At 55.7% G+C, this 25,617-nt stretch carries 25 protein-coding genes and 1 pseudogene; 12 read left to right on the forward strand and 14 right to left on the reverse strand.

Annotated features, from left to right (window positions below; all coding sequences use genetic code 11):
• Positions 1 to 25 precede the first annotated feature (25 nt).
• The 8 genes and pseudogenes from RZ517_RS16965 to RZ517_RS17000 form a co-directional block, all read right to left on the reverse strand.
• Positions 26 to 502 (reverse strand): hypothetical protein, encoded by a 477-nt coding sequence (locus RZ517_RS16965; RefSeq protein WP_338549303.1) that lies wholly within the window; start codon positions 500 to 502, stop codon positions 26 to 28.
• A complete protein-coding gene (locus RZ517_RS16970) occupies positions 502 to 984 on the reverse strand; it encodes an RNA pyrophosphohydrolase (RefSeq protein ID WP_338549304.1) in 483 nt (160 codons plus the stop codon). Before RZ517_RS16970 ends, RZ517_RS16965 begins: the two co-directional genes overlap by 1 nt.
• On the reverse strand, positions 981 to 2,993 hold the full coding sequence (locus RZ517_RS16975) for a M3 family metallopeptidase (RefSeq protein WP_338549305.1): 2,013 nt from the start codon (positions 2,991 to 2,993) through the stop codon (positions 981 to 983). The genes RZ517_RS16970 and RZ517_RS16975 overlap by 4 nt, the downstream gene beginning before the upstream one ends.
• Positions 2,971 to 4,037 (reverse strand): annotated as a pseudogene (locus tag RZ517_RS16980) (HesA/MoeB/ThiF family protein). Before RZ517_RS16980 ends, RZ517_RS16975 begins: the two are co-directional and overlap by 23 nt.
• Complete coding sequence (gene dut / locus RZ517_RS16985; protein ID WP_338551188.1) at positions 4,037 to 4,492, reverse strand: dUTP diphosphatase; 456 nt, start codon at positions 4,490 to 4,492, stop codon at positions 4,037 to 4,039. Before dut ends, RZ517_RS16980 begins: the two are co-directional and overlap by 1 nt.
• Before the next feature lie 52 nt (positions 4,493 to 4,544).
• Complete coding sequence (coaBC, locus tag RZ517_RS16990; RefSeq protein ID WP_338549306.1) at positions 4,545 to 5,738, reverse strand: bifunctional phosphopantothenoylcysteine decarboxylase/phosphopantothenate--cysteine ligase CoaBC; 1,194 nt, start codon at positions 5,736 to 5,738, stop codon at positions 4,545 to 4,547.
• A 74-nt stretch (positions 5,739 to 5,812) separates the two neighbouring features.
• Positions 5,813 to 6,640 carry a ChaN family lipoprotein gene (locus RZ517_RS16995; protein ID WP_338549307.1) on the reverse strand — a complete coding sequence of 276 codons (828 nt, stop codon included), beginning with the start codon at positions 6,638 to 6,640 and terminating at the stop codon, positions 5,813 to 5,815.
• Positions 6,637 to 7,515 carry an RNA polymerase factor sigma-32 gene (locus tag RZ517_RS17000; RefSeq protein WP_338549308.1) on the reverse strand — a complete coding sequence of 293 codons (879 nt, stop codon included), beginning with the start codon at positions 7,513 to 7,515 and terminating at the stop codon, positions 6,637 to 6,639. The genes RZ517_RS16995 and RZ517_RS17000 overlap by 4 nt, the downstream gene beginning before the upstream one ends.
• A 103-nt stretch (positions 7,516 to 7,618) precedes the next feature.
• Here RZ517_RS17000 and cobU point away from each other — a divergent pair, with 103 nt between their 5' ends.
• The 4 genes from cobU (at position 7,619) to RZ517_RS17020 (ending at position 11,248) form a co-directional block, all read left to right on the forward strand.
• On the forward strand, positions 7,619 to 8,140 hold the full coding sequence (cobU, locus tag RZ517_RS17005) for a bifunctional adenosylcobinamide kinase/adenosylcobinamide-phosphate guanylyltransferase (RefSeq protein WP_338549309.1): 522 nt from the start codon (positions 7,619 to 7,621) through the stop codon (positions 8,138 to 8,140).
• On the forward strand, positions 8,137 to 8,715 hold the full coding sequence (locus RZ517_RS17010; RefSeq protein ID WP_338549310.1) for a histidine phosphatase family protein: 579 nt from the start codon (positions 8,137 to 8,139) through the stop codon (positions 8,713 to 8,715). The genes cobU and RZ517_RS17010 overlap by 4 nt, the downstream gene beginning before the upstream one ends.
• Before the next feature lie 58 nt (positions 8,716 to 8,773).
• The gene (locus RZ517_RS17015) at positions 8,774 to 9,649 is read left to right on the forward strand and encodes a glutathione S-transferase (protein WP_338549311.1); all 876 of its coding nucleotides are present in this window, start codon (positions 8,774 to 8,776) and stop codon (positions 9,647 to 9,649) included.
• Positions 9,650 to 9,733: 84 nt separating this feature from the next.
• A complete protein-coding gene (locus tag RZ517_RS17020; protein ID WP_338549313.1) occupies positions 9,734 to 11,248 on the forward strand; it encodes a YifB family Mg chelatase-like AAA ATPase in 1,515 nt (504 codons plus the stop codon).
• Here the strand turns inward: RZ517_RS17020 and RZ517_RS17025 are convergent.
• From RZ517_RS17025 to rsmI, 4 genes are read right to left on the reverse strand one after another with little or no spacing between them, the layout of a single operon-like run.
• Complete coding sequence (locus RZ517_RS17025) at positions 11,226 to 12,068, reverse strand: alpha/beta hydrolase (protein WP_338549314.1); 843 nt, start codon at positions 12,066 to 12,068, stop codon at positions 11,226 to 11,228. The genes RZ517_RS17020 and RZ517_RS17025 overlap by 23 nt on opposite strands.
• Positions 12,069 to 12,121: 53 nt before the next feature.
• Positions 12,122 to 13,057, reverse strand: coding sequence for a glutathione synthase (gene gshB, locus RZ517_RS17030; RefSeq protein ID WP_338549315.1), 936 nt, complete (start codon positions 13,055 to 13,057; stop codon positions 12,122 to 12,124).
• Between the two features lie 59 nt (positions 13,058 to 13,116).
• On the reverse strand, positions 13,117 to 13,530 hold the full coding sequence (locus tag RZ517_RS17035) for a YraN family protein (protein WP_338549316.1): 414 nt from the start codon (positions 13,528 to 13,530) through the stop codon (positions 13,117 to 13,119).
• Between the two features lie 50 nt (positions 13,531 to 13,580).
• Positions 13,581 to 14,441 (reverse strand): 16S rRNA (cytidine(1402)-2'-O)-methyltransferase, encoded by an 861-nt coding sequence (gene rsmI, locus RZ517_RS17040; protein ID WP_422395549.1) that lies wholly within the window; start codon positions 14,439 to 14,441, stop codon positions 13,581 to 13,583.
• A gap of 83 nt (positions 14,442 to 14,524) precedes the next feature.
• Here rsmI and RZ517_RS17045 point away from each other — a divergent pair, with 83 nt between their 5' ends.
• Complete coding sequence (locus tag RZ517_RS17045; RefSeq protein WP_338549318.1) at positions 14,525 to 15,700, forward strand: penicillin-binding protein activator; 1,176 nt, start codon at positions 14,525 to 14,527, stop codon at positions 15,698 to 15,700.
• Between the two features lie 25 nt (positions 15,701 to 15,725).
• Complete coding sequence (locus RZ517_RS17050) at positions 15,726 to 18,491, forward strand: [protein-PII] uridylyltransferase (protein ID WP_338549319.1); 2,766 nt, start codon at positions 15,726 to 15,728, stop codon at positions 18,489 to 18,491.
• Position 18,492: 1 nt separating this feature from the next.
• Here RZ517_RS17050 and RZ517_RS17055 read toward each other — a convergent pair whose 3' ends face one another.
• Positions 18,493 to 19,437 (reverse strand): hypothetical protein, encoded by a 945-nt coding sequence (locus tag RZ517_RS17055; protein ID WP_338549320.1) that lies wholly within the window; start codon positions 19,435 to 19,437, stop codon positions 18,493 to 18,495.
• Positions 19,438 to 19,699: 262 nt separating this feature from the next.
• Here RZ517_RS17055 and RZ517_RS17060 point away from each other — a divergent pair, with 262 nt between their 5' ends.
• A complete protein-coding gene (locus RZ517_RS17060; protein ID WP_338549321.1) occupies positions 19,700 to 19,948 on the forward strand; it encodes a hypothetical protein in 249 nt (82 codons plus the stop codon).
• A gap of 154 nt (positions 19,949 to 20,102) precedes the next feature.
• Positions 20,103 to 21,644: a murein biosynthesis integral membrane protein MurJ gene (murJ, locus tag RZ517_RS17065; protein ID WP_338549322.1), complete on the forward strand. Its 1,542-nt coding sequence runs from the start codon at positions 20,103 to 20,105 to the stop codon at positions 21,642 to 21,644.
• A gap of 50 nt (positions 21,645 to 21,694) precedes the next feature.
• Here the strand turns inward: murJ and RZ517_RS17070 are convergent, their stop codons facing one another.
• Positions 21,695 to 22,381, reverse strand: a complete 687-nt coding sequence (locus RZ517_RS17070) for a rhomboid family intramembrane serine protease (protein ID WP_338549323.1) — start codon at positions 22,379 to 22,381, stop codon at positions 21,695 to 21,697.
• A gap of 72 nt (positions 22,382 to 22,453) precedes the next feature.
• Here RZ517_RS17070 and trpS point away from each other — a divergent pair, with 72 nt between their 5' ends.
• From trpS to RZ517_RS17090, 4 genes are all read left to right on the forward strand, one after another.
• Positions 22,454 to 23,479 carry a tryptophan--tRNA ligase gene (gene trpS / locus RZ517_RS17075; protein WP_338549324.1) on the forward strand — a complete coding sequence of 342 codons (1,026 nt, stop codon included), beginning with the start codon at positions 22,454 to 22,456 and terminating at the stop codon, positions 23,477 to 23,479.
• A complete protein-coding gene (locus tag RZ517_RS17080) occupies positions 23,479 to 24,036 on the forward strand; it encodes a thioredoxin family protein (protein ID WP_338549325.1) in 558 nt (185 codons plus the stop codon). Before trpS ends, RZ517_RS17080 begins: the two co-directional genes overlap by 1 nt.
• A 102-nt stretch (positions 24,037 to 24,138) precedes the next feature.
• Entirely contained in the window at positions 24,139 to 24,624 is a 486-nt protein-coding gene (locus RZ517_RS17085; protein WP_338549326.1) for a VOC family protein, read from the forward strand.
• A gap of 56 nt (positions 24,625 to 24,680) precedes the next feature.
• A complete protein-coding gene (locus tag RZ517_RS17090; RefSeq protein ID WP_338549327.1) occupies positions 24,681 to 25,547 on the forward strand; it encodes a branched-chain amino acid aminotransferase in 867 nt (288 codons plus the stop codon).
• Positions 25,548 to 25,617 lie beyond the last annotated feature (70 nt).

Genomic DNA, 25,617 nt, shown 5'->3' on the forward strand with positions numbered 1-25,617 from the left:
TCGAGTCTTGATTTTGATTTTGCAACTACTGCCGCGGCGAACAGCGCTGGCCGCGCATACAAGAGCGTGCCTGATCCAGCTGGGCTTGTGTAGGTTCAGGGAAAACCAGACTGCCGCAGGGGTCGATGATCATCCTATAGCCGGCATCGGTTTTCTGCAAAAAGGCTAGATACTCCGCGCCCGAAACAGCCCCACCGCACCATGGACCAAAGCATTGCAAAACCAACGAGATATTGCGCCTGAACGTCGACACAAAACCATCCCGTGACAAGGACGTCCCATTGAGCCGTGCAGGGATCAAAGTGTCCGGTCGATTCTGGTTTGTCAGGTCATTGTCCGGAGCAAGGGTCTGATCGAACGTCAATGTACCATGAATGACCACGTAAATTTCTTCGGCCTCGGCCGCGCGTTTATACGTGTTTGCCACGTCAGGCCGGATACAGGACAGCGCCAGAGCAGGCCCGGCAACAAACATGGCAAGAACAGCAAGCACCACCCGCATCACAATATCTCGGCAAATTCGCTCAGCACGCTCTCGTAAACCGCCCGCTTGAATGGCACGATGGCTCCCGGCAGCTCATCAGGTGGTAACCACCGCCATTCAGAAAACTCCTGATGCTCAGAGGCAATGTTGACATCTGCATCCGTGCCGTGAAACCGCAGAAGGAACCATTTCTGTTTTTGCCCTCTAAAGCGTGCCTTCCAAAGCTTTGGCACAAGCTCGTGTGGCAAGTCATAAGTCACCCAATCTGTCGTTTCAGCCTCAACCGTGACCAGATCAGCCAGCACACCGGTTTCTTCCCACAATTCGCGCAAAGCGGCATCACGGGGCGTTTCGCCTTCATCTACGCCGCCTTGTGGCATTTGCCAGGCGGCAACATCGCTGTCGATCCGCTGGCCGACAAACACATGGCCGTCGGCATTCACCAGCATCACACCCACACAGGGTCGGTATGGAAGGCGCTCGATCTCCTCCGGCGTCACGCCGCCAACCCCCGGCCCTTGAGCAGGGCTTCAACCCCCGGCATACGACCGCGGAAGGCCAAGTATAGCTCCTCGGCTTCACGTGATCCTCCAGTGGACAAGATATGCGTTTCAAGCGCCTTAGCCTTGTCTGCATCAAACGCATCACCTGCTTCTTCAAACGCAGCGAACGCATCAGCATCCATGACCTCAGACCACATATAGCTATAATACCCGCTCGAATAACCATCGCCGCTGAACACATGTGCAAAATGTGGTGTCGCGTGGCGCATGGTGATGGCGTGTGGCATGCCCAATTTAGCCAGAACTTCGGCCTGTCTGGCCATCGGATCTACCGGAGCTTCTCCTTCATGGAACGCCAAATCCACAAGCGCCGACGCCACGTATTCCACAGTCTGAAAACCCATATCGAAGGTCGCTGCACCCAACACCTTGTCGAGCATGTCTGTGGGCATCGGTTCGCCAGTCTCGGCATGGGTTGCAAATTCCGCCAACACCTCAGGCACTTCGAGCCAGTGCTCGTAAAGCTGGCTTGGCAACTCCACAAAATCGCGCGCCACAGAGGTGCCGGAGATACTCTCGTAGGTCACGTTTGACAGCATTTGGTGCAGGGCGTGTCCAAACTCATGAAAAAGCGTGCGTGCATCGTCATAGCTGAGCAATGCCGGATCACCCTTTGCAAAGTTGCAGACATTGATCACTACCGGACCCTGAATCTTTGGAAACTTGGCCTGTCCTCGCATAGCCGAACACCAAGCACCGGATCGTTTAGAGGCACGCGCGAAGTAGTCTCCAATAAACACTGCCACATGAGCCCCGTCTCGGGTCACCTCCCATGCACGGCAATCGGAATGATAGAGTGGAACATCCATTGGCTTGAACTCCAGACCAAAAAGCCGGTTCGCACAGGAAAAGCTGGCCTCGATCATGCGGTCGAGCTGTAAATACGGCTTGAGTGCGGCTTCATCGAGATCATGTTCAAGCTTGCGCCGCTTTTCTGCATAATACCGCCAATCCCACGGCTCTAATGGTGCATTCACACCATCGGCTTGCATCATCTGGGTCAACACCTCAGCATCTGCATTGGCACGAGCCTTGGCGGGCCGCCAGACATCCATCAACAGACTGAGTACCGCCTCCGGTGTCTTGGCCATCTCAGTTTCCAGTTTGAAGTCGGCGAAACTTTCATAGCCCAACAGCTTCGCGCGTTCCTCCCGCAGCGCGAGGATTTCCGCGGCTATCTCACGATTGTCTGTCTCACCTCCATTGGCGCCCCGCGCGATCCAGGCTGCAAAAGCCTTTTCACGTAAATCCCGCCGAGGTGAGAATTGCAGAAATGGCACGATCAGAGAGCGTGAGAGCGTTATGACCGGAGCATCTGTGCCCTTTTCCTCGCCAGCTAACCGTGCGGCACTCACAACGAAGCCGGGCAATCCTTCAAGATCATCTTCTGTCAATTCCATATGCCAACCGGCCTCATCCGCCAGAAGGTTTTGCGTGAATGCCGTACCAAGTTCCGCCAAGCGCTTACGGATTTCTCGCATTCGAGCATCCGCTTTTCCTGTCAGACCAGCCCCGGCGCGCCGAAACCCGCGATGCGTCAACATCAAAACGCGATACTGTTCTTTGGTCAAATTAAGATTGCCCCGGCTCTCCCAAAGCGCCTCAATACGGGCAAAAAGAGCCTTGTTTCCATAAATTTCAGAGGAATAGGCCGCCAGCTTGGGTGAAAACGCACGTTGCAGCGCCTGACGTGTGTCGTTGCTGTCGGCACCAGCAACAGAGTAGAAGACCGAAAGAACTTGGTCGAGTATTTTGCCCGCCGCTTCCAGCGCTTCAATCGTATTGGCAAATGTCGTTTCAGCAGGATCATCTGCAATCGCCTGAATATCAGACCGCGCTTCTTTCAAGGCAGTCTCAAAAGCCGGCTCGAAATCTTCATCAGAAATTTTATCGAACGGGGCCATTTCAAAAGGCGTTGTCCATTCACTCAGCAGCGGATTGGTCATCTTGTTCTCCTGGTTGGCCACAAATCGGGCAATCGGCGCGGCGGCTTAGCGAAATCTTCCGGCTTTCTCCATATAGGGCGTCGTAGATGAGCATTTCCCCCTCAGCGGTGCGCCGGCATCGGTGATCAGTTTAATCGCTTCTGCCGCCATCATTGAGCCAACCACACCGGGCAGTGGCCCCAAAATCCCCGCCTCGGCACAGCTTGGTGCCAGCCCAGGCGCAGGGGCTTCGGGGAATATACACTGATAACAGGGGGTGCCTTGCGCAGGATCAAAAACACTCAACTGGCCTTCCCATTGCGATAAAGCACCGGAAATCAGCGGCTTGCCCAGCTTTTGCGCTAGCCGGTTGGCCAAGTAGCGGGTCTCGAAATTATCCGTGCCGTCAAGGATCAGATCGTAGTCACCGAAAAGCGCTTCGGCCTCTTCTTCTGACAGGCGTCGATTGTAGGGCCGGATCTCGGTATAGGGATTGAGCGCCTTAACCGCCTCAGCCGCCGAAAAGACTTTGGGCATACCGCTACCGTCATCGGTGTGGATGATCTGACGCTGCAAATTGGTATGATCGACCACATCATCGTCGATGATGCCGATACGCCCGACGCCAGCCGCAGCAAGGTAAAGGATTGCAGGAGATCCTAAGCCCCCTGCACCTATCACCAGAACACTGGCTTGCTTTAACGCCTTTTGCCCCGGCCCACCGATTTCGCGCAACACAATGTGTCGGGCGTATCTTTCCAGTTCGGTTGGCGCAAATGTGCCGCTAGCTTGCGGTACTGGCTCTTCTGCCTGAGCTTTGGTTTTCAACCGCTGCAGACCAGCCCGGTAGAGAAGAACAAGCGCTCCCATTCCGCCCAGCAACAACCAAGGTGCCGCTTGTTGGCCCATCGCGACGCGCAGGGGGTGCCCATCTGGTAAAGCAAGATGCAGTACGACGACTCCCACCCACAAAAATCCGATCATGGACCACCGCAAGCGATGCGGCGTGCCCATCATCATCCCTATGCCCCAAAGCACTGCAGCTACAAAAAGCACCAGCAACATTAGCTCGCCCCTGTTGAGCCAAATCCACCAGCCCCACGCGCTGTTTCTTCAAGCGACAAGCTTTCGACAAACTGCGCCTGCACGACCGGAGCCACAACCATTTGCGCAATCCGCATGCCGTGTTCCACCACAAAAGACTCCGCACCCGCGTTCATCACAATAACACCCAAGGGCCCGCGATAATCGCTGTCTATTGTGCCGGGACTGTTTGGCAGTGTGATCCCGTGCTTAAGAGCCAAACCGGATCGAGGACGCAGCTGAACCTCATAACCCGCGGGGATAGAAATGCGCAAACCCGTTGGCACAAGTGTACGTTCACCGGGTTTCAGCTTCACCGATTGGCGGCTGGGAAAATTCGCACGCAAATCGGCACCTGCCGCTCCCGTCGTTTCATAGCGCGGCAAGCCAAGCGAAGTATCCGCTCCGTCCTCCCAGAGAACAGATATGCTCACCATCGACAGACCTTTCTTTTTGCCCAAAATATCCCCGCCGGAGGCATGCTGAGGCTCACGCAAGCGCCTCTGCAATCTTCTGCGCCAGACGTCTGGCAACCTGATCCTTCGACAATCGCGGCCAGTCTTCGGCACCGTCATCTGTGATCAACGTCACATCGTTTTCCGATCCACCCATGATCCCGGTGCCAGGGCTGACATCATTGGCGACAATCCAGTCACACCCCTTGCGCTTGCGCTTGGCCGTTGCATGTTTCAGCACATCATCGGTTTCCGCAGCAAACCCGACCACCAAATCTGGGCGTTTCTCTTTTGACTTGCACACGGTCGCCAAAATATCCGGGTTTTCAGCAAAAGACAGATCGGGAAGCCCATCCTTGGTTTTCTTCAGCTTACGTTCGGACGCTGATTTAACCCGCCAATCAGCAACAGCGGCAGCAAATATACCCGCGTCAACCGGCAGGGCATCTTCAACCGCATCAAGCATCTCTTGCGCAGTTTGCACCGGGACGACTGTGACACCTTCTGGCGGCTGCACATCCGCAGGACCCGTGACAAAGATCACGTCCGCCCCCAATGCCGATAAAGCACTGGCAATCGCCGTGCCCTGCGCGCCAGAGGATCGGTTGGCGATATAGCGTACAGGGTCGATCGGTTCATGCGTTGGTCCTGATGTGACAAGGATACGCTTCCCCGCCAGCGGTCCTTTGGCAATCCGTGTCTCAATCGCGGCAACAATCTCAAGCGGCTCTGCCATGCGCCCGGGGCCATATTCTCCACAGGCCATATCGCCCTCATTCGGGCCGACAAAGGCAACGCCGTCCTCTTTGAGCGTCTTCATGTTGCGCTGCGTCGCAGGATGGTCCCACATGCGCACATTCATAGAAGGAGCCACCAATACAGGCGTGTCAGTGGCGAGAAGAAGCGTGGAGGCGAGGTCATCGGCGTGGCCTTGCGCCATCTTGGCCATCAGATCCGCTGTCGCAGGAGCAACCACAATAAGATCCGCACTGCGGCTTAGTTCGATATGACCCATCTCGGCTTCGTCTGTCAGGTCAAAAAGATCCTGAAAGACATTGCGCCCGGCAAGCGCGGACACCGAAAGCGGTGTGACAAACTCTGAACCAGCGCGTGTCAAAACAGGTGTCACAGAGGCACCCCGTTCACGCAGCCGCCGAATGAGATCAAGCGACTTATAGGCCGCGATCCCACCGCCAATGATCAGCAAAATTCGTCTGGATGCGAGCATGTGCGCCGTCCTGCATTACGTCGCGCCGAGACTATGCGCGGCCTATGACCAACACAAGGGGCGCGTGGCGCGCATCAATTGAAGGCCGCGCAAGGATCTTCGCGCTCCGGAGCTGGCGCAGTCAGTGTCATATCAAATTCTCCCACAGGCGGGCTGTTTTTCTCGCCCTGACCAAGGGCGATCACAGACACATCCGCATTCGCTGTATGCAGGTTTACAGGGATGCCCCAATCCGTGCGCGCATGGCCGTTGCCGGTGATCACAACAACCGGCCCGCCTGTATCTGCCAAGGCTTGCAATGTCACTCTCGCCAAATGAGCATCGCGCAGTCTTTGCACCATAACCATCCGCGGCAGAACATCGGCGGGGAGTTTGTTGCAATGCGCCACAGCCTGAAGTCTTTCACGCGCCTCTTGCTGATCTTTCGGCAAGGGCTGGGTTAGACCAAACGCCTCCGCCTGCGCACCAAACACGGTCTCTACCCCGTCCTGCATCGCGGCGCGAGACGCCTGCCGTTCAAGTTGCGCACCGAAAATCGCCGCGTCAGGAGCAGCGGCGAAAATCGGATAGTACATCGAGAAATCTGGCCAGCCCGAATTGTTCCAGCCCAACGCTTTTTCGAGGTCGGCCTCTGAAAGACGGTTTTCATCTGTTACTTCCGCCGCTTGCTGCTCAGTCAGCATTTCAAACACGACTGCGGTCGGAGACAGTAGCTCAACAAGCTCAGTCTGTGCTCGGTGGTGATCTGCATTGTCATGCCGCTCGCCCAAAAGCACGATTTCAGCTGATGCCAGATTGGACATGTCTTCGGGGCTCAAAGCCTCTGTTACATCAGAGGCCCAAGTGAGTTTCGCGTGGCAAGTCAGAAGAGCAGAAATCAGAAGAACGGCATTTTTGATCATGCCAATAGATTTTGGACCTCGGATCCCTGCTTTTCAAGGTAGCGACGCATTTTCTGGAACGCGGCCGCTTCTATCTGGCGCACGCGCTCCTTGCTGAGACTGAGTTCATCGCCAAGGCTTTCAAGAGTCCGTGCGTCATTTCGCAACTTGCGTTCGCGCACAATGAAGCGTTCCCGATCATTGAGCCGGGACATGGCTTCGGTGAGCCAATTGCGCAAAGCACCCTTGTCGTGCTCTTCTTCAACAACTTCGTCACCGCGTGGACCGTCGTCCTCGAGAGTATCAATCCATTCGCGGCCTTCTTCATCGGCTGCCTGCGTCGCGTTCAGTGAAAAATCCGAGCCAGAAAGACGACCTTCCATCATCTCAACATCGCGCAATGGCACGCCAACTTCGTGTGAAATCATTTCGCGCAGTTGATGTCCGTCCAGCTTTTCACCGCGTGCCATCGCTTCTCTCTCAAGCCGGGCTTGCACACGGCGCATGTTAAAGAACAAGGACTTTTGGCTGCTGGTTGACCCGGTGCGCACCATGGACCAATTGCGCATCACATAGTCTTGGATTGACGCCTTGATCCACCACACCGCGTAAGTCGAAAAGCGCACGCCGCGATCAGGGTCGAATTTATCCGCAGCCTTCATTAAGCCAAGTCCAGCTTCTTGGATCAAGTCGCTCATCGGCGCACCGTAGCGGCGATATTTAGCCGCCATCGAAATCGCCAACCGCATGTATGCGGTGATCAACCGGTGCAAGGCTTTTTCATCTCGCTGATCACGCCAAGCGTAGGCCAGATCGCGTTCAGTATCCGCATCAAGAAGTTCCGCACGCATCGCCGCGCGGGACATATTTGTGTTGAATCCACCGTTTGATGCCATTTTTTACTCCCTGGTGCTTCTAGCGCATCGACCTTTTTTGGTCGTTCGCTTAGTGCTACGCAGGAGTTCGGCAAGTGGATCACAAAAAAAGAGACGGAAAATTATGTTACCGGGGTTGAGCTTGGTCATTGGTGGGGCCGCGTCAGGCAAGTCAGCTTTTGCAGAAGGGTTAGTGAAGGGCACAGGTCGAAATCTGGTCTATCTGGCCACAGCACAGGCCCATGACGCCGAAATGCGGGCCAAACTGCGCAAGCACAAAGAGCAGCGCGGCGAAGGATGGCGCACCATTGAAGAGCCGCTCGACATTGGCCGAACCCTCGCCACGATCAGCGGGGACAACGCCGTTTTACTGGACTGTCTGACCATGTGGCTAAGCAATCAGATGCTGGCGGAAAACCCTTTGGATGAAGCAGAGGCGGAACTTATGGCGGGTTTGGCGCTCTGCCCCGCGCCGCTTGTGATCGTCACCAACGAAGTGGGCCAGTCTGTCGTTCCCGAAAACGCACTGGCGCGTCAGTTTCGAGAGGCGCAAGGACGTTTGAACCAGAAAATCGCCGCTAAGGCAGACTTGGTGGTAAATGTAGTCGCGGGGCTTCCACAGGTTTTGAAAGGCACATTGCCATGACAACCTGGCATTGGGTGCGGCACGGCCCAACGCATCAAAAGACCTTTGTCGGATGGCGCGATGTGCCAGCAGATTTATCAGATACGGCTCAAATTGCACGCCTGAGTACGTATTTGCCGGAAAGCGCGTTGGTCATTTCCTCGGATCTTATCCGCGCTTCAGCCACGGCGGATGCGATTGAGGCCGGACGCACGCGTCTTCCAAGCCATACAGATCTGCGCGAGTTTCATTTCGGCGAGTGGGACGGCAAGCATTTCGACGAAGTAGCTCAAAGCCATCCAGAGCTTTCCCGTGCCTATTGGGAAACGCCCGGAGACGTGGCCCCACCCGGCGGCGAAAGCTGGAACAGCGCGGCGCAACGGGTGTCAACAGTGGTGGATCGTTTGAATGCGGAACACCCCAATGATCATATCATCGCCGTAGCTCACATCGGGGTCATCCTCACGCAGGTACAACGCGCCGAAAGTCTGGTGCCCGAAGAAGCGATTGGTCATCGCATTGACAACCTCTCCGTCACCACGTTGCGTCAAAAGCCAACGGGATGGCACGTTGAGTGCATCAATCACCTGCCGTGATGAACCGCCGCACAAAACATGGTTTTGGCCAAAGCATACCGCGTTCTAAAGTAAATCCATGCAATACGATCTCTTTATAGGGGACCGCAGTTTTTCAAGCTGGTCCTTGCGCGGATGGCTAATGCTTGAAAAATTCGGCATCCCACACCGCACGCACATGGTAGGCCTCTATGACGGCACAATGGCCGAAGATCTGGCCGATCTGCACCCCGCCCGCCTTGTTCCAGTGATGCGCGACAACGATGGTGTGGTGATCTTTGACACGCTTGCCATGGCTGAAACACTGGCCGAGCGGCACCCCGAAGCTGGTTTTTGGCCCGATGACCCCGCTGCACGCGCCTTGGCACGCTCAATCACAGCAGAAATGCATTCGGGCTTCAGCGCTCTGCGCGGGGAGTGTCCAATGCAGCTTTTGCATCAGGTGCAGGGGTTTGAACCATCACAAGCGGTTACAGCAGAACTGAAACGGCTCAGTTTGCTTTGGGACCTGGCACGAGCAAAGCATGGCCAATCCGGACCTTGGCTTTTTGGGAGATACTCGCTCGCCGATGTGTTTTATGCACCTGTTGCGGCACGCATCGCCGGCTATGGCCTGACTGTGAGCGCGGTGGCACAGGATTATGTGGACACCACGTTGTCCGACACCAGTTTCCGTCAGTGGCGCGCGATGGGCCTGACCAAGACCTATGATCCGATGCCCTATGACATGGGTTTGCCTAACTCTGTATGGCCTGGCCCCATCACTAAAGCTGCCGCACCTACTGAAGAGTGTTCATCAGAGAACACCCACTGTCCCTATTCAAATTTGCCTGGCACGCATTTCATGGAAACGGGCGGGCGTATCTTTGGATTTTGCAACGCGTTTTGCCGTGACAAGACCGTGGCGGATCAAGAGGCCTGGCCCAAATTCGTAGCGATGCGGGACGCAGAGTGAACGCTTTGGCACTCGCCCATTAACCATTCGTCAATACATTGCGCGTTACCCAAGGCAACGGGGCAATGGGACATCAGGTCACGAATGGTTGCGCGCGCCTATACTGTCGCCTTTGAAGGCGTTGAGGCCAAATCGGTTGAGGTGCAATGTGCCGTCACACCGGGTTTGCCCGCGTTTTCTCTCGTCGGTTTGCCGGATAAAGCGGTAACCGAGGCACGCGACAGGGTCCGCACAGCCCTCAGTTCGATGGCAATCGCTCTTCCCTCCAAGAGGATTACGATCAACCTATCGCCTGCGGACATGCCCAAAGAGGGCAGCCATTTTGACCTCCCCATTGCCCTGGCTCTGCTTGCCGCCCTCGAAATCATTCCACATGACGCGGTTGAAGGCACCTGTTCACTTGGGGAATTGTCGCTTGATGGCTCACTGATCCCAGTGGTTGGGGCCCTGCCCGCAGCCATGGCCGCCGCCGATGAAGACCGTACTCTGCTTTGTCCCAAGGGTTCCGGGTCAGAAGCCGCTTGGGTCGGCGCGGCACAAGTGATTGGAGCGGCCAGCCTTGCCGATGTGGTGCGTCACTATACCGGTCAATCGCCACTCGCTCCGGCCCAACCTGGCGAAGTCACCTCCGACACATCCGGACGCGACCTGCGTGATGTAAAAGGTCAGGAACGCGCCAAACGTGCGCTAGAGATCGCGGCTGCAGGGCGGCATCACCTGATGATGGTCGGCACACCAGGGTCTGGAAAATCCATGTTGGCGGCACGGTTGCCTGGCCTGTTGCCGCCTTTGAGCGCGACCGAAGCCTTGGAAACGTCCATGATCCATTCTCTAGCAGGATTGCTTGATGAAGGCGGGATAAATCGGACCCGCCCCTTTCGCGAGCCTCACCACACCGCCTCCATGGCAGCCATCGTAGGTGGAGGGCGTCGAGCCGGCCCCGGAGAGATCAGCCTTGCCCACAATGGAGTGCTTTTTCTTGATGAATTTCCCGAGTTTCCGCGCGCAGTACTGGAAACCTTGCGCCAACCGATTGAGAGCGGTGAGGTCATGGTGGCGCGCGCCAATGCGCATGTGAAATACCCCTGCCGATTTATGCTCATTGCGGCGGCAAACCCCTGCAAATGCGGATATTTACCCGATCCGGCAAGGGCGTGTTCGCGCGCTCCAGTTTGTGGTGAGGATTACATGGGGCGCATTTCCGGGCCCCTTCTGGACCGATTTGACCTGCGTGTCGATGTGCCTCCGGTGGCGTTCACGGATCTTGATTTACCCGCTTCTGGTGACAGTTCAGCGGAGGTCGCGGCCCGTGTCTCTGCAGCGCGCGAGGTGCAAGAGACACGTTTCGCCGAAACTCTTAATATGCGGCTTAACTCGGATGCGGAGGGTGAAGTTTTGGAAGAGATCGCAGCACCCGACGCGGAGGGCCGAGACTTGCTCAACCAGGTGGCAGAACGATTTGGGCTGTCAGCGCGCGGGTATCACCGTGTGCTTCGCGTGGCGCGCACTATCGCCGATTTGAACGCCGAGGCAAATGTCCGGCGGACCCATATCGCTGAGGCCATCAGCTATCGCCTTAACGGTTCGAAAGAGATCTGACCCATTGCGCCAAGTCTCGCAGTGTGTTGCGTGCCTCTGGTAACAGGTTGTGAAAGAGTGGCCAGACATGCGGCAAGTTGTGCTCAATGAGCTCGGTGACCTCAACACCTTGAGCACGCAAGTGTTTGGTCATGCGCCGCGTATCATCCAAAAGAATTTCCGTATCTCCAACGCACATCCAGACCGGCGCAGCACCGGCAAACTCCGCAAAAAGCGGAGACGCCCCAGGCGTTTTTGGGTCAGCGCCATTGAGATAAAAGTCTGCGCTTTCCTGTGCCCGTTCGGCAGGCAAAATCACATCTGCATCCGCCTGCAACACAAAACTCTCACCGGAATAGGTCATGTCCGTCAAAGGCGAAAAGGCAAACGTACCAAGCGGATTTGGCAGCCCCAACTTGCAGATCTCGGCTTGAAGCGCCAGAACAAGCCCACCGCCTGCACTGTCTCCTCCCAGGATGACACCGCCGGGTCGCTCCATGACGGCGCGATAGACGGAAACAGCATCTTCCAACGCAGCGGGAAATGGATGCTCTGGTGCAAGCCGATAGGTTGGCAGGCACGCAGGCAATCCGGTGTCCGCTGACAGTCGCGCCAGCATAGCGCGATGCGTGTTTGGAGAGCCGAATACATAGGCGCCGCCGTGGAAATAGAGTAGTAAGGGCGCGCCGTCTTTCGAAACGCCGCGGGCGCGGGCCCATTGGACGTCCCGACCAGCGATTTTGTCATGCGAATACTGTGTGCCGAAGGGCGCATGAAAATAGAACCGGGCTTTGGTCTCAAATGACCGCCTAATTTCAAGCGGATCTTCCGCCCGGGCCAAAAACGATTTCTCCGTCCAACGCAACCAAGCGTTCAAGATTGGGCGAGCGAAGCTCACTGGCGTTTGGCCTCAATGGCTTGCCAGATTTTCTCCGCCGTGTTGGTGCCATCAAACCGCTCCAATTCCTGGATGCCAGTGGGCGAGGTCACGTTAATCTCTGTCAGGTACGTCCCGATTACATCAATCCCTACAAATACCTGACCTTTTTCCTTCAAAAGCGGTCCAATCGTCGCGCAGATTTCCAGGTCGCGCTCTGTCATGGCAACCTTCTCAGGCCGTCCACCGACATGCATATTGGACCGTGTCTCACCTTTCGCCGGCAGCCGGTTGATCGCCCCGACGGGCTCACCATCGACCAGAATAACGCGTTTATCGCCCTGTTTGATCTCGGGCAGGTACTTTTGCACGATGAGCGGCTCACGGCTGAAGCCTGTGAATAGTTCATGCAGGCTACTGAGGTTCTTGTCACCCTCAGGCAGGAAAAAGACGCCCGCACCGCCATTGCCATAGAGCGGTTTCAGGATGACATCCCCATGCTGTGCCTTGAACTCCCGGATCGTGTCGAGATCGCGTGCTATGGCTGTGGGAGGCATGAGGTCTGGAAAATCAAGGATCAAAAGCTTTTCCGGGTAATTGCGCACCCAAAACGGATCATTCACAACAAGTGTACTGGGCGTCAGTCGGTCCAGCAGATGCGTTGTGGTGATATAAAACATGTCAAATGGCGGATCCTGACGAAGCCAGACCACATCAAACTCTGCCAAATCCACCACCTGCTCTGCGCCCAGATGATAGTGATCGCCCTCGACAGCCTGTACCTTCAGCGGCCAGCCACGCGCAGTGACGCGACCCTGATTGTAGGCAAGCCGGTCAGGGGTGTAATAAAACAACTCATGCCCACGCTCCTGCGCCTCAAGGGCGATGCGAAACGTGCTGTCTGCGGTGATATCAATCGGACCGATTGGGTCCATCTGGAACGCAACTTTCATGCGGTTCTCTCCGGTCTTTTCTTGCCACATACATGGGGTATGCGTGACCGGGGTGCAAATCAGAAATGACCGAAAGCGTTTTGCAGAATTTCAACCTCGCCGCGTGCATTGACCAAAGCCAGGTCAAAACGCACATCGCTTAGCTGCCCATTCGGCGTATGTGCGAGATACTCAGACGCTGCCAAATGGATGCGCCTCATCTGCGCTTCAAGAAGCCTGTGACGCGCAGCCTCATGCGTGACAGACGCTTTGACTTCACAAAAAACATAAACGTCTTGATGCAGAAAAATCAGGTCAATCTCGCCGCCCTTCCCACGCCACCGTGTTTCCAAAATGGTTGCGCCGAGAGCTTTGTACGCAGCCGCAACAGACGCCTCTGCCGCATCCCCTTTGAGATAGGCCAGCTGACCGCGCCGACTTTTGCGCGCCATAAGCACTGTATTTTCTTGCTTCGACGGAACTTTGAGCGACACGTGCTTCTCCTGATGTAGAAACACTAGGCCCGTCGTAGGTTAAAGATGTCTCAACGCTGCTCGCTCTTTTTCAAGGCCAGTTGATAAACCTCTCGGCGCTTCCATCCGGTTTCCCTCGAAACATGAGTGGCGGCATCCTTAACGCTCAGTGTTTCCAGAGCTGACTCAAGTGCAGCTTCAACATCCACAGCATCCGCGGTCCGTTCTGCCCCGCGATCAATTAAAACTACGATTTCACCTTTAAGATCACGCGTCTGGCATACATTGCCGAGTTCTTTCAGCGAGCCGCGCAGGATCTCTTCAAATTTCTTGGTTAGCTCCCTGCATATCACCGCCTTGCGCTCGGCACCAAGCACATCACTGGCATCTCGCAACATCGCGGAAATACGCTTCGGCGATTCGTAGAATACAAGCGTGCCGGGGATTTCGGTCAAGGCTCGAAGCGCGGTTTTCCGCTTGGAAGAGGTTGATGGCAAAAACCCTGCAAAAAAGAATTGATCGGTTGGCAGCCCTGCCAGCGTGAGGGCTGTGATCACCGCAGAAGGCCCCGGTGCCGACACAATCGGTAAACCTTCTTCAATCATCGATTGAACCAGATCATAGCCAGGGTCAGCTACCAAAGGTGTTCCAGCTTCGGATGCGTAAACCACCGACTTGCCCTTCTTTATCTCGGCAATCAACCGAGGGCGTACACGATGCCCGTTGTGATCATGGTAAGACACGAGAGGTCTGTCGCCCAAAATAACACCATGGATATCCAAAAGTCGTTTCAGGCTCCGCGTGTCCTCGGCCGCCAGCACATCGGCACTGCTTAGAATATCCAGGCTGCGCAATGTGATGTCGCGCGCTGTGCCAATAGGTGTGGCCACGAGGTAAAGCCCCGGCAAAAGCGGGCCCATTTGAGGATTCATTTCTGGACCAGCCTCTCTGGACGTTTATTATCTCCAAAAACCAGCGCCACTCGAGCTGCGCCGGAAGACAGGAGTTCTATTTGATGTTTGCCGTTTTTTCAGTTCTTCGCAAGCTGCGCGCCTGCATCGCGATGATCACCGCATTATTTGTTCTGGTCGCATGTCAAACCGGGCTTTCGACTGGCGCTAGCACATCGATCACACCGGGTGCACCCGTTCCTGTAGCACTATTGGTGCCGCACGGCGCGTCAAACGCAAACGAACAAAAACTTGCCCGCGATCTTGAAAGTGCCGCACGGCTTGCGGTGGCTGATCTATCAGGTGTGCAAATTGACCTGCGCGTTTACGGCACGGCGGGAAATGCAGGGCAGGCACAACAGGCCGCACAGAAAGCTGTTGAAGACGGCGCAAAAATCATTGTCGGACCCTTACATGCGGAATCGGCCAACGCTGTAGCCGTGGCTGTCGCTCCCAAGGGTGTGAATGTTTTGGCATTTTCCAACAATTCCACGATTGCAGGTGGCAACTTGTTCATCCTGGGTCAGACATTTCAGGACACCGCCAATCGTCTGACACGTTATGCTGTCGGTCAGGGTCGAAAGCGTATTTTGACGGTGCATTCCAACAATCTGGCTGGCGAGCTGGGCCGCCAGGCAATACAACAGGCGATTTCGGCCAATGGCGCATCACAGGCTGGGACGGTTGGCTACGCATTCTCAGAACAAAGTGTGATTGCTGCCGTACCGGCCATTCGCACCGCGGCGGAACAAAATTCTGCCGACGCTATTTTCCTTGATGCTAACAGCGCAGGCGCTTTACCACTGTTCACACAAATGCTTCCCGAGGCTGGCCTGTCAGCTGAAACTATCCAGTACATTGGATTGTCGCGCTGGGACACGCCTCCGCAAACGCGCGATCTTCCAGGTGTTCAAGGCGGTTGGTTCGCCATGCCAGATCCGCAACGCGTGCTGCAGTTCAGAAGCCGGTTTCAGGCCGCCAATGGCGGTGCGCCGCACCCTCTTGCAGGTTTGTCTTATGATGCGATCGCTGCGATCGGCGCTTTGGCGCAAACTGGCCAAAGCGATGCTTTTTCTCGCGGTCGGCTGACCCAATCTGCGGGTTTTGGTGGCGTCAACGGGATTTTCCGTTTCCTTCCAAATGGAACAACACAACGCGGCCTTGCCGTGGCCACGATCCAAAATCGGCAGGTCGTCGTCATCTCACCCGCGCCCAGCAGCTTCGCTGGCACTGGGTTTTAGCGCAAGGATCGCGTAGAATCCTTGCATGAAAGACAGTCCAACCCTGCCTGACACGCTGATCTGCCCGGCGGAGCAGATTTTCGACCTGAACGCGATCAGGCTAAAATTCGAAACCCATGCATCTGAGGCGAAGGGAGATGACGCGCAGCTGCGTAAATTGGCGGTTGCGACCTTGTCGGACGCGAAATCCAAGGGCCGTGATGTCATTGCCCAGGCATTAAGCCAATTGCCTTTTGCTGCTCATGCCGCAACCCGTTCCTATTCCTGGCTCACCGATTGCATTGTGCAAAACGCGCTTTGGTTGGCGACGGCGCATCTTCACCCTCTGGCAAATCCAACCCAATCTGAACGCCTTGCTGTGTTCGCCGTAGGGGGTTACGGGCGTGGAGAAATGGCGCCTCAATCGGATGTCGATCTGCTGTTCCTGACGCCCTACAAAATTACAGCCTGGGCCGAAAGCGTAATTGAGAGCACTCTCTACGTGCTTTGGGACCTGAAGCTCAAAGTCGGTCACTCCAGCCGCACCGTACGCGATTGCCTTCGTCTCGGCGCTCAGGATTTCACTATTCGCACGGCCCTTTTGGAGCGGCGCTTTCTCTTTGGGGATCTCGATCTTGGTGAAGATCTAGGCACCAGATTGCGCGAAGATTTGTTCAAAGGCACCGAACGTGAATTTGTCGAGGCCAAGCTGGAAGAGCGTGACACGCGGCATGAAAAGCAAGGTCAGCGCTATATGGTCGAACCCAATGTCAAAGAAGGCAAAGGCGGGCTTCGGGATCTGCAATCTCTCTTCTGGATTGCCAAATACACCTATCAGGTGGACGATGTGGCTCAGCTTGTGGAGCGCGGGTTGTTCACTCAGGATGAATTTGACCTCTTTGCACAGGCAGAGAATTTCCTCTGGGCATCGCGTTGTCATTTACATCTCGCAACAGGCCGCGCCACTGAGCAACTGACATTTGATATGCAGGTCGAAGTGGCCGAGCGCATGGGGTACACTGACAGCGCTGGGCGTCGTGCGGTCGAAGTCTTTATGCAGGACTATTTCCGCCAAGCCACGGTGGTGGGTGACCTGACCCGTATTCTGCTGACCAAGCTGGAAGCTGACCACGTCAAATCCGAACCTTTGCTGCAACGTCTTTTCGCGCGCAGAAGGAAAATGAAGCCGGGCTATATCGAGGTGAACGGTCGACTCGGAATCGTGAATGAAAAGAGTTTTCTTAAGGATCGCCTCAACTTGCTCCGCCTCTTCGAAGAAGGGCTGCGCACGGGGCTTTTGATCCACCCGGACGCCATGCGGTTGGTCACGGCCAATTTGCACCTGATTGACAATGACTTCAGAACTACGCCCGAAGCGCAGAAGCTCTTTCTTGATCTGCTACTCAAGCACGGCAACCCTGAACGCGCCTTGCGTCGCATGAATGAACTTGGCGTCCTGTCGGCGTTCATCCCCGAATTTGAGCCGATCAGAGCCATGATGCAATTCAACATGTATCACAGCTACACAGTCGATGAGCACACCATTCAGACCATCAGCCAACTGGCGCAGATTGAACGGCGAGAGTTGATCGAAGAACTGCCTGTAGCGTCTTCGATCCTTGATGAAGGCGTTAACCGCCGCGTGCTCTATGTCGCGCTTTTGGTTCATGACCTCGGCAAAGGCCGGGATGAAGACCACTCCATCCTGGGCGCGCAAATGGCCCGGCATATCGCCCCGCGACTCGGTCTCAAACCTGCGGAGTGCGAAACGGTCGAGTGGCTGGTGCGGTATCACCTCTTGATGTCAGATATGGCGCAGAAGCGCGACATTGCGGATCCACGCACCGTGCGCGACTTTGCCAAGGCGGTGCAAACGCGTGAACGTCTTGATCTGCTGTGCGTTCTGACGGTGTGCGATATTCGTGGCGTTGGCCCTGACACTTGGAACAATTGGAAGGCATCGCTTATCCGTGCGCTTTACCGTCAAACACGTCGCGCAATGGAAGGTGGGCTCGAAGCGCTCAATAGAGAGCAACGAGGGTCAGATGCCAAACGCAACCTGCGCAAAGCCTTGTCCAATTGGGAAACCAAGGATCTCAAGATTGAAACTGGACGACATTACCCGCCCTATTGGCAGGGGCTACATGTCACCGCACATGTGGTTTTCGCAAAACTGCTACGAGACTTGAAAGACGACGATGTGGCCATCGATCTTCACCTAGATGAAGACCGTGACGCAACACGCGCGTGTTTTGCCCTCGCGGACCACCCCGGAATTTTTTCGCGTCTTGCGGGGGCCTTGGCACTGGTGGGTGCGAATGTTGTCGATGCGCGGACATATACGTCCAATGACGGGTATGCGACGGCGGCGTTTTGGATTCAGGACGCCGATGGAAGCCCCTATGAGGCGGCGCGCCTGCCTCGGCTGAGCCAGATGATCCACAAAACACTCAAAGGCGAAGTTGTCGCCCGTGAGGCCATCAAATCCCGTGACAAGATCAAGAAACGTGAACGCGCATTCAGAGTTCCCACGCACATCACGTTCGACAACGAAGGGTCAGAGATTTACACGATCATCGAAGTCGACACCCGCGACCGCCCGGGCCTGCTCTATGATCTGACGCGAACACTCGCCAACAGTAATGTCTATATCAACTCGGCCGTAATTGCGACCTATGGCGAACAAGTCGTCGATACGTTCTATGTCAAAGATATGTTTGGGCTGAAGTTCCATTCACAGTCGAAACAGAAGACCCTGGAGAGAAAACTGCGCGAAGCCATTGAACTGGGCGCAGAACGTGCAGTGACCTGATCTATTGCGGCAGTGCCGGATTCCAGATGGTATCGAACTTAAATGGCTCTGTTGTACCCGGAGAGATGACAATCTCGACTGCATGCATATCCCGCGCTCCATATACTTCCATTGCCAGAACATTGGGGGCATCGTTTGGAAATGGTCGGAAGATCACGTGCCGATGACTGTCGCCAAAAACAAGCAGTACCGGTTTTCCATAGCTTTGCGCGACGTCCTTGAGTGTGTTTCCAAATTCGCGAAACCCTGAATGCCGCAACCAGCGTTCCCGGCCAAATTCGTTGAAATCAAATTCGAACATATCCGCATGAATAGCCACAATCACGACGTCAAGTTCGTCAAAGGCTTCGAAACTCTGTGCGAGCCAGTCGCTGCTTGCACGGCTGCGCGCAAAAAACTCTTCGACATTCTTTAGGTCGCGGGCTTCAAAGTTATTGTTCGACCCAACAACATGAGCGGTGATAAACCCGACCCTTCCAGACCGGTATCTCGCATTTTCGGGGAATCCTGCGTCACCCTGATGCGTAAGCGCCACAGGCACACGCCCAAAGCTCATTTCGGGTGTTGAGAAATATGTCTTTCGCAAAAAGTCCAACCGATCCAGCGGGTCAGACCACGGATTGTCACCACGATGACAATCCGTCCATTCATTGTCCCCTGGCGTGTAGAGTACCGGCGCATCAAAACTTTGAAGATACAATAGTTGCTCGGACAACAACTGATCGGTGCAAGCATCGCCACCTGACTTTGTATCTCCAATATGGATAACCAACTGAGCTGTGCGTTTGTTTATCTCGCCAATCAATGCTTCGTAGGGCGGATAAACCTCTTGAGGCGGACCGTAGGGCATGTCGCCCAGAGCAATCACGCGAAGACCGCCTGCGTCCTGGGGTACAGCAGGCGTCATGATCGTGCAAATCAGCAAAGCGAGGACAGGTAGGCGCATCATTCTCTCGAATCGGGCATGACTAAAGACTAGGCAGAGTATGCGACAGTTTCAAAACACGACGTGCTCGCCTTGGTTCAAAACACCAAAGGTTAACAAAATCTGAGGTTTACGGTGAATTTTCGCTCAAATTCCCGCTAGATTTCAACATTTCAGTCGTTGCATCTTGCCCGAAAGTGAAACTCAACCTAACCACAACACATCGCGAAGCTTGGGTTGCTCACGCTCGCGGCTGCTCAAAGAGCTATAGGGAATAGTAAAAATGGCAATGTTTAAGACAGTAACACTCTGCGGTGTTTCCGCCCTGGTTCTGGCGGGATGCACCGGCGATCCGCGAAGCTATGAGACCACTCCAGTGCAGGTGAAAACCGCAAAGGGCATCGTGACTTGCCAGCTCTACACAAAAGAGCGCGTGCTTTGGGATCGTGCCATTGACCGGCCCGATAACATGTCCGTGCGCGAAGCTGATGACGTGTGCCGCGCCGAAGGTATTCGCCAGAAAAACAGCTAACGGTTCGCACTAGCGAGACAAAGTCGGCCTCGCCAACGCTTCGCTTGTTATGGCGGGCACGAGCGTGGGCGTGCTGTGTTCTATCTACGCCCTCTTTCCCAATTTCAGTCAATCGGCTACTCCTCGGGAACGAACGCAGGACGCAGGCAAACGTATGAAACCCATCCGCCTTCTCTCTGGCATATTGACCGTGGGCGGTTGGACCTTGCTCAGTCGATTGTTGGGGTTCGTGCGCGACGTCATCATCGCGAACCTGTTGGGTCCCGGCGTATTGATGGATGCCTATGTCGCAGCGTTCCGTCTTCCGAACATGTTCCGTCGCTTCTTTGCCGAAGGGGCGTTCAACGCGGCTTTTGTACCCATGTTTGCCAAGCGCATGGAAGGCGGTGAAGACGCCTTGGGATTTGCGAGCCTTGCGTTATCCGGTCTCAGCCTTGTTCTCTTGGTTCTCACGGGGCTTGCGATGGTCTTTATGCCAGCGCTGGTCTATGTGACAGCCGAAGGGTTCTACGGTGACGCGCGGTTTGACATCACGATTGATTTTGCACGTATTACCTTTCCCTACATTCTATTCGTTTCGCTGGCGGCCCTGCTGTCTGGTGTTCTGAATGCATCGGGGCGGTTTGCAGCCGCCGCAGCGGCGCCCGTACTTCTCAACATTATGCTCATCTCGGCCATGTCGGTCGCATGGCTTATCGGCGGCAAAGTCGCCAACGCACTGATCTGGACCATTCCTTTTGCTGGTGTGGCGCAGCTTGCATTGGTCTGGCATGCGGCTGACCGAGCCGGGTTGCGGGTCAGACCACAGCGGCCCAGATGGACGCCGGAAATGGCACAACTCGTGCGCGTGGCTCTTCCCGCAGCATTGGCAGGCGGTGTTGTCCAGATCAACTTGCTCGTGGGTCAGCTCGTGGCGTCCAACACCGAAAAAGCGGTCAGCTGGCTCTATGCCGCAGACCGGCTTTATCAACTCCCTTTGGGTGTGGTCGGCATTGCTGTTGGTATTGTCCTATTGCCGGACCTTGCACGTCGCTTGCGAGCCGATGATCAGGATGGCGCGCGAGGGGCATTTTCGCGCGCGGGCGAGTTGTCATTGGCGCTGACGATCCCCGCAGCCGTGGCATTGATGATTGTTCCCTTGCAGCTCGTCTCAGTCTTGTTTGAACGTGGCGCATTTGGCACTGACGACACGGCGGCCACGGCAACCGCTGTTGCGATTTACGGGCTTGGGCTCCCTGCATTCGTGCTGCAAAAAATTCAACAACCGCTATTCTTTGCCAGGGAAGACACGAGGCGCCCGTTCCACTATGCGGTAGTCGCGATGGTTGTGAACGCGGCGCTGGCCATTGGACTGGCTTTTTACATCGGTTGGGTTGCGGCCGCCATTGCCACGACAGTCGCCGCTTGGGTTATGGTCGTGTTGCTGCACTTCGGGGCGCGGCGCTATGGCGAAGTTGCACGCTTTGACACACGATTTCGCCAAAGGATCTGGCGCATCATTCTGGCATCCGCCGTTATGGGGTGCGTCCTGTGGGCGGTCGGCGTCTCACTGACACCCTTTTTCGGACTGGGCGGCTGGCGGTGGTTGGCGCTTTTGGTTCTGATCACCTTGGGTGTCTTGAGTTACTTTGCAGCGGGCCGTCTGTTTGGAGCCTTCCGGATGTCAGAGTTGCGTGAAACTCTACGCCGCAGGTGAGCTAAAACGTCCTGTCTCAACCTAATATTCAGGATCAAAGACCGGACGTTTTACCTTTGACGCAGCTTGTCATGGATATTGCGGAACCCTCCTGGAACCAAAAGGAAGGACAGTAAAAATCCGATTGCAAAGCCCATGACATCCGCCAGCCATCGGCTGTCTGAGCCATACATCACGCCAAAAATGAGCTGAATGCCCATCAGGAACCCAATCAGTGAAAACGCGCGCGTTTGGTTTTCTCCAAGCTGGCCCAATTGCAACCAGATCAGATAAGTAAACCCCCCAATGAGTCCATACACACCTGGAAACGCGCCAATCAATCCAGGCCCTTCTGGCAAGACCAGGCCGTAGATGACCGCAGCCCCAGCGGCAGATGCAAAGAAAAGCACGAATACTGCCCAATGCGCCATGCGTTCGCCGACGAATTTGCCCAAGGCCAATGTCATCACGGCCGCAAAAAGGGCCTGCATTAAGGTGCTGTGCAGGAACGGATAGGTCACTAACCGCTTCGCGAAATCAAACCGAACTTCTCCGGTTTCCAGCATCCAGGCCAACCCTCGGTTGGAAAACGCATAGTCCCGGATCGCCTCAAGCCGCCAGCCGATCGCATCTGGTCCACCAAGCAGTCCCCGATTGCCCATCTGAAACACCACCTCGACCCCCATGATCAACAGTGCAATAGCCAGGATTAGGGGTGGAACCGAATTCACCGGACTGGGTTCGCGAAACTCGGACATGGCAGCTCTCCTTGACGGCACCTGAACGCACAAGTAAGCGAGGCAAGCACAGAAATCCAGACGGAGAGACCCATGACCGAGGTGGTCCACACACCCCGTGTTTTCTCAGGCATCCAACCCTCGGGTGGCCTGACGCTTGGCAATTACCTGGGCGCGATGAAGCGCTTTGTTGAAATGCAGGGATCAGAGTTTGAAACGATCTATTGCATGGTCGATCTGCACGCCATCACCGTCTGGCAGGACCCGGACAAGCTACGCCATGCCACGCGAGAGCTTTGCGCCGGGTTCATCGCGTCGGGTCTCGATCCTAAGCAGTCCGTTCTCTTCAACCAAAGCCAGGTGCCCGAGCACACACAACTGGCCTGGATCTTCAATTGTGTGGCGCGCATGGGTTGGATGCAGCGCATGACGCAGTTCAAGGACAAGGCGGGCAAGAATGCGCAAAACGCCTCGCTTGGTCTTTTTGCCTATCCGGCATTGATGGCTGCCGATATCCTTGCCTATCACGCAACCCATGTGCCTGTGGGCGAGGATCAGAAACAGCATCTGGAACTCACCCGCGACATCGCGATCAAATTCAACAATGACTTTGGCGTTGAATTCTTCCCAATTACTGAACCTGTTATCGAAGGGGCAGCCACCCGTGTCATGAGCCTGCGCGACGGGTCCAAGAAGATGTCAAAATCCGATCCGTCGGATATGAGCCGCATCAACCTCACGGATGATGCAGGCGCCATCGCCAAGAAAATCCGCAAAGCCAAGACAGACCCCGAGCCGCTGCCTTCTGAGGCAAAAGGTCTCGAAGAGCGCCCTGAGGCGCGCAACCTGGTGAACATCTACGCCGCGCTTTCTGAGCAAAGCGTCGACGACGTGATGCGCGACGTCGGAGGGCAGCAATTTGGCACATTCAAGCCGATGCTGGCCGATCTGGCCGTGGACAAACTTGCGCCTATTTCCACCGAGATGGCACGCCTGATGCAGGATACCACTGAGATCGACAAAATTCTCGACGATGGGGCCGAGCGCGCCCGCGCCATTGCGACACCCATTCTGCAAAAAACATACGAGATCGTCGGTATGGTCGGAGCGAAAACCTGATGGTCGCTATGATGCCCCCGGTATGTGATTTTGACTGGCCTGCGCCGGACTTTGCGCTCCCAGGAACGGATGGAGCCACACACACGCTCTCAGGCGTCGCTGGTGAAAACGGCACGCTGATCATGTTCGTCTGCAATCATTGCCCCTTTGTTCTGGCCATTCTGGACCGCATCATCCGCGATGCGCGTGACATGCAAAAGCTTGGCATCGGCGTGGCTGCGATTTGCTCAAATGATGCCGTGATTTATCCGGCGGATAGTTTTGAGAACATGAAACGGATGGCCGAAGATCATGACTTCCCGTTCCCTTATCTGCATGACGAAGACCAATCGGTTGCGCGCGCATATGATGCCGCATGCACTCCAGATTTCTTTGGCTTCAACGCTTCGATGGGTCTGCAGTACCGGGGGCGTCTCGACGCCTCACGTGCGCAGGCGGGACCAGAGGACCTACGGCGTGATCTTTACGAAGCCATGAAACAGGTAGCAGAAACGGGCAACGGACCTCAGGATCAGATCGCTTCGATGGGGTGCTCAATCAAGTGGGCCGCAGGCTAAAGTTCCAATGTGCATAAAAGCACGCTTTCTGAGAAACTTTGCCGAATTGCACATAAGCCCTGCCAGCACCACATAGGCTCAAAGCAAAGCAAGGAGCCTCTCATGTCCCATGTCACGCACCCTCAAACCAGCATCGGTCATGTGCACCTCAAGGTCGCCGACCTCGACCGTGCCATCGCATTTTATTCGGGCGTTCTGGGGTTCGAACTACAGCAACGCATGAGCTCCGGCGCGGCCTTCCTGTCTGCGGGCGGCTATCACCACCATATCGGTCTTAACACTTGGGAGTCTGCAGGTGGTACACCCCCGCCTAAAGGCCACACCGGGCTATATCATACAGCCTTTCTTTACCCGGACCGTGCGTCTCTGGCGACAGCTCTGAAACAGGTAATCACCGCGGGCATTGCCATCGAAGGGTCTGCGGATCACGGTGTAAGTGAGGCAGTCTACATCTCCGACCCTGATGGAAACGGCGTCGAGCTTTATCGTGATAAACCCGAGCCCGAATGGCCCCGCGACACCGATGGCAGGCTTGCTATGGTCAATACGCGGCTGGATATCGAAGCCCTTTTGGCAAAGGCAGTTTGATCGCTCTGGACGCCTCCCGGCGCACGCCCTAGGGTGGCGCGCAAAGGGAGGCGATCATGGCAACCGGCACCAACATCCACACCTATTATGACGGCACATGGCATAAGGGCGACGTGCCGTTGATGCGTGCTGCGGACCATGGCATGTGGTTGGGCAGCAATGTGTTTGACGGCGCACGTCTGGCCAATGGTCTGACCCCTGATCTGGATAAACACTGTGCGCGGGTGAATGCCTCTGCTGCCGCATTGATGGTTACGCCTACGGTGACACCTGATGAGATGGTCGAGATCGTCAAAGAGGGGCTGAAACTCTACGCTCCAGACGCCGCCGTCTATATTCGGCCAATGTATTGGGCTATCGAAGGCGGCATGTCAGCTATTGTGCCGAAAGAAGGCGGCGAGACAGGATTCGCGATCTGCCTGGAAGAAATCCCCATGGCCACGCCGGACATGTCCGCCACCCTCACACAAACGAGGTTCCGCCGCCCTGTTTTGGAGGATGCGGTGGTCAATGCAAAGGCAGCCTGTCTTTACCCCAACAACGCGCGCATGCTGGCCGAGGCGCGAGACAAAGGATTTACCAATGCCTTGGTTGCCGATGCGCTTGGTAACGTAGCCGAAGCCGCAACGGCTAATGTTTTTGCCGTCAAGGATGGTGAGGTCTTCACGCCGGTTCCCAATGGAACGTTCCTTGCCGGGATCACACGGGCGCGACATATCGAAAACCTGCGCGCGGACGGCGTGACCGTTCATGAAGAGGTGATGTCTTTCGATGACTTCCACGGCGCCGACGAGATCTTTTTGTCTGGCAATATGATGAAGGTCACGCCGGTGACGGCGTTTGATGACACCAACTATCAAATTGGCCCAGTCACACGCAGGGTGCGCGACATGTATTGGGATTGGGCTGCGTCAGCGAACTAACTTGATGTCTTTACGCAGCGTCTGACGTGACAAGTTTGCCTTACCCAATCATGGTGCACGTAAACTTCAG

The organism is Roseovarius sp. S88, assembly GCF_037023735.1.
In the GTDB taxonomy this organism is placed as follows: Bacteria; Pseudomonadota; Alphaproteobacteria; order Rhodobacterales; family Rhodobacteraceae; genus Roseovarius; species Roseovarius phycicola.

What these genes read in the sequence shown, in the direction of transcription:
- RZ517_RS17050 (WP_338549319.1), top strand. Translation starts at nt 15,726, where the DNA reads ATGAAAGACAGTCCAACCCTGCCTGACACGCTGATCTGCCCGGCGGAG.
- RZ517_RS16975 (WP_338549305.1), bottom strand. Translation starts at nt 2,993, where the DNA reads ATGACCAATCCGCTGCTGAGTGAATGGACAACGCCTTTTGAAATGGCC.
- RZ517_RS17045 (WP_338549318.1), top strand. Translation starts at nt 14,525, where the DNA reads ATGTTTGCCGTTTTTTCAGTTCTTCGCAAGCTGCGCGCCTGCATCGCG.
- RZ517_RS17015 (WP_338549311.1), top strand. Translation starts at nt 8,774, where the DNA reads ATGCAATACGATCTCTTTATAGGGGACCGCAGTTTTTCAAGCTGGTCC.
- RZ517_RS17085 (WP_338549326.1), top strand. Translation starts at nt 24,139, where the DNA reads ATGTCCCATGTCACGCACCCTCAAACCAGCATCGGTCATGTGCACCTC.
- gshB (WP_338549315.1), bottom strand. Translation starts at nt 13,057, where the DNA reads ATGAAAGTTGCGTTCCAGATGGACCCAATCGGTCCGATTGATATCACC.
- RZ517_RS17090 (WP_338549327.1), top strand. Translation starts at nt 24,681, where the DNA reads ATGGCAACCGGCACCAACATCCACACCTATTATGACGGCACATGGCAT.
- trpS (WP_338549324.1), top strand. Translation starts at nt 22,454, where the DNA reads ATGACCGAGGTGGTCCACACACCCCGTGTTTTCTCAGGCATCCAACCC.
- rsmI (WP_422395549.1), bottom strand. Translation starts at nt 14,441, where the DNA reads ATGAATCCTCAAATGGGCCCGCTTTTGCCGGGGCTTTACCTCGTGGCC.
- dut (WP_338551188.1), bottom strand. Translation starts at nt 4,492, where the DNA reads ATGGTGAGCATATCTGTTCTCTGGGAGGACGGAGCGGATACTTCGCTT.
- RZ517_RS17070 (WP_338549323.1), bottom strand. Translation starts at nt 22,381, where the DNA reads ATGTCCGAGTTTCGCGAACCCAGTCCGGTGAATTCGGTTCCACCCCTA.
- RZ517_RS17010 (WP_338549310.1), top strand. Translation starts at nt 8,137, where the DNA reads ATGACAACCTGGCATTGGGTGCGGCACGGCCCAACGCATCAAAAGACC.
- coaBC (WP_338549306.1), bottom strand. Translation starts at nt 5,738, where the DNA reads ATGCTCGCATCCAGACGAATTTTGCTGATCATTGGCGGTGGGATCGCG.
- RZ517_RS16995 (WP_338549307.1), bottom strand. Translation starts at nt 6,640, where the DNA reads ATGATCAAAAATGCCGTTCTTCTGATTTCTGCTCTTCTGACTTGCCAC.
- cobU (WP_338549309.1), top strand. Translation starts at nt 7,619, where the DNA reads ATGTTACCGGGGTTGAGCTTGGTCATTGGTGGGGCCGCGTCAGGCAAG.
- RZ517_RS17055 (WP_338549320.1), bottom strand. Translation starts at nt 19,437, where the DNA reads ATGCGCCTACCTGTCCTCGCTTTGCTGATTTGCACGATCATGACGCCT.
- RZ517_RS17080 (WP_338549325.1), top strand. Translation starts at nt 23,479, where the DNA reads ATGGTCGCTATGATGCCCCCGGTATGTGATTTTGACTGGCCTGCGCCG.
- RZ517_RS17060 (WP_338549321.1), top strand. Translation starts at nt 19,700, where the DNA reads ATGGCAATGTTTAAGACAGTAACACTCTGCGGTGTTTCCGCCCTGGTT.
- RZ517_RS17020 (WP_338549313.1), top strand. Translation starts at nt 9,734, where the DNA reads ATGGTTGCGCGCGCCTATACTGTCGCCTTTGAAGGCGTTGAGGCCAAA.
- RZ517_RS16965 (WP_338549303.1), bottom strand. Translation starts at nt 502, where the DNA reads ATGCGGGTGGTGCTTGCTGTTCTTGCCATGTTTGTTGCCGGGCCTGCT.
- RZ517_RS17000 (WP_338549308.1), bottom strand. Translation starts at nt 7,515, where the DNA reads ATGGCATCAAACGGTGGATTCAACACAAATATGTCCCGCGCGGCGATG.
- murJ (WP_338549322.1), top strand. Translation starts at nt 20,103, where the DNA reads ATGAAACCCATCCGCCTTCTCTCTGGCATATTGACCGTGGGCGGTTGG.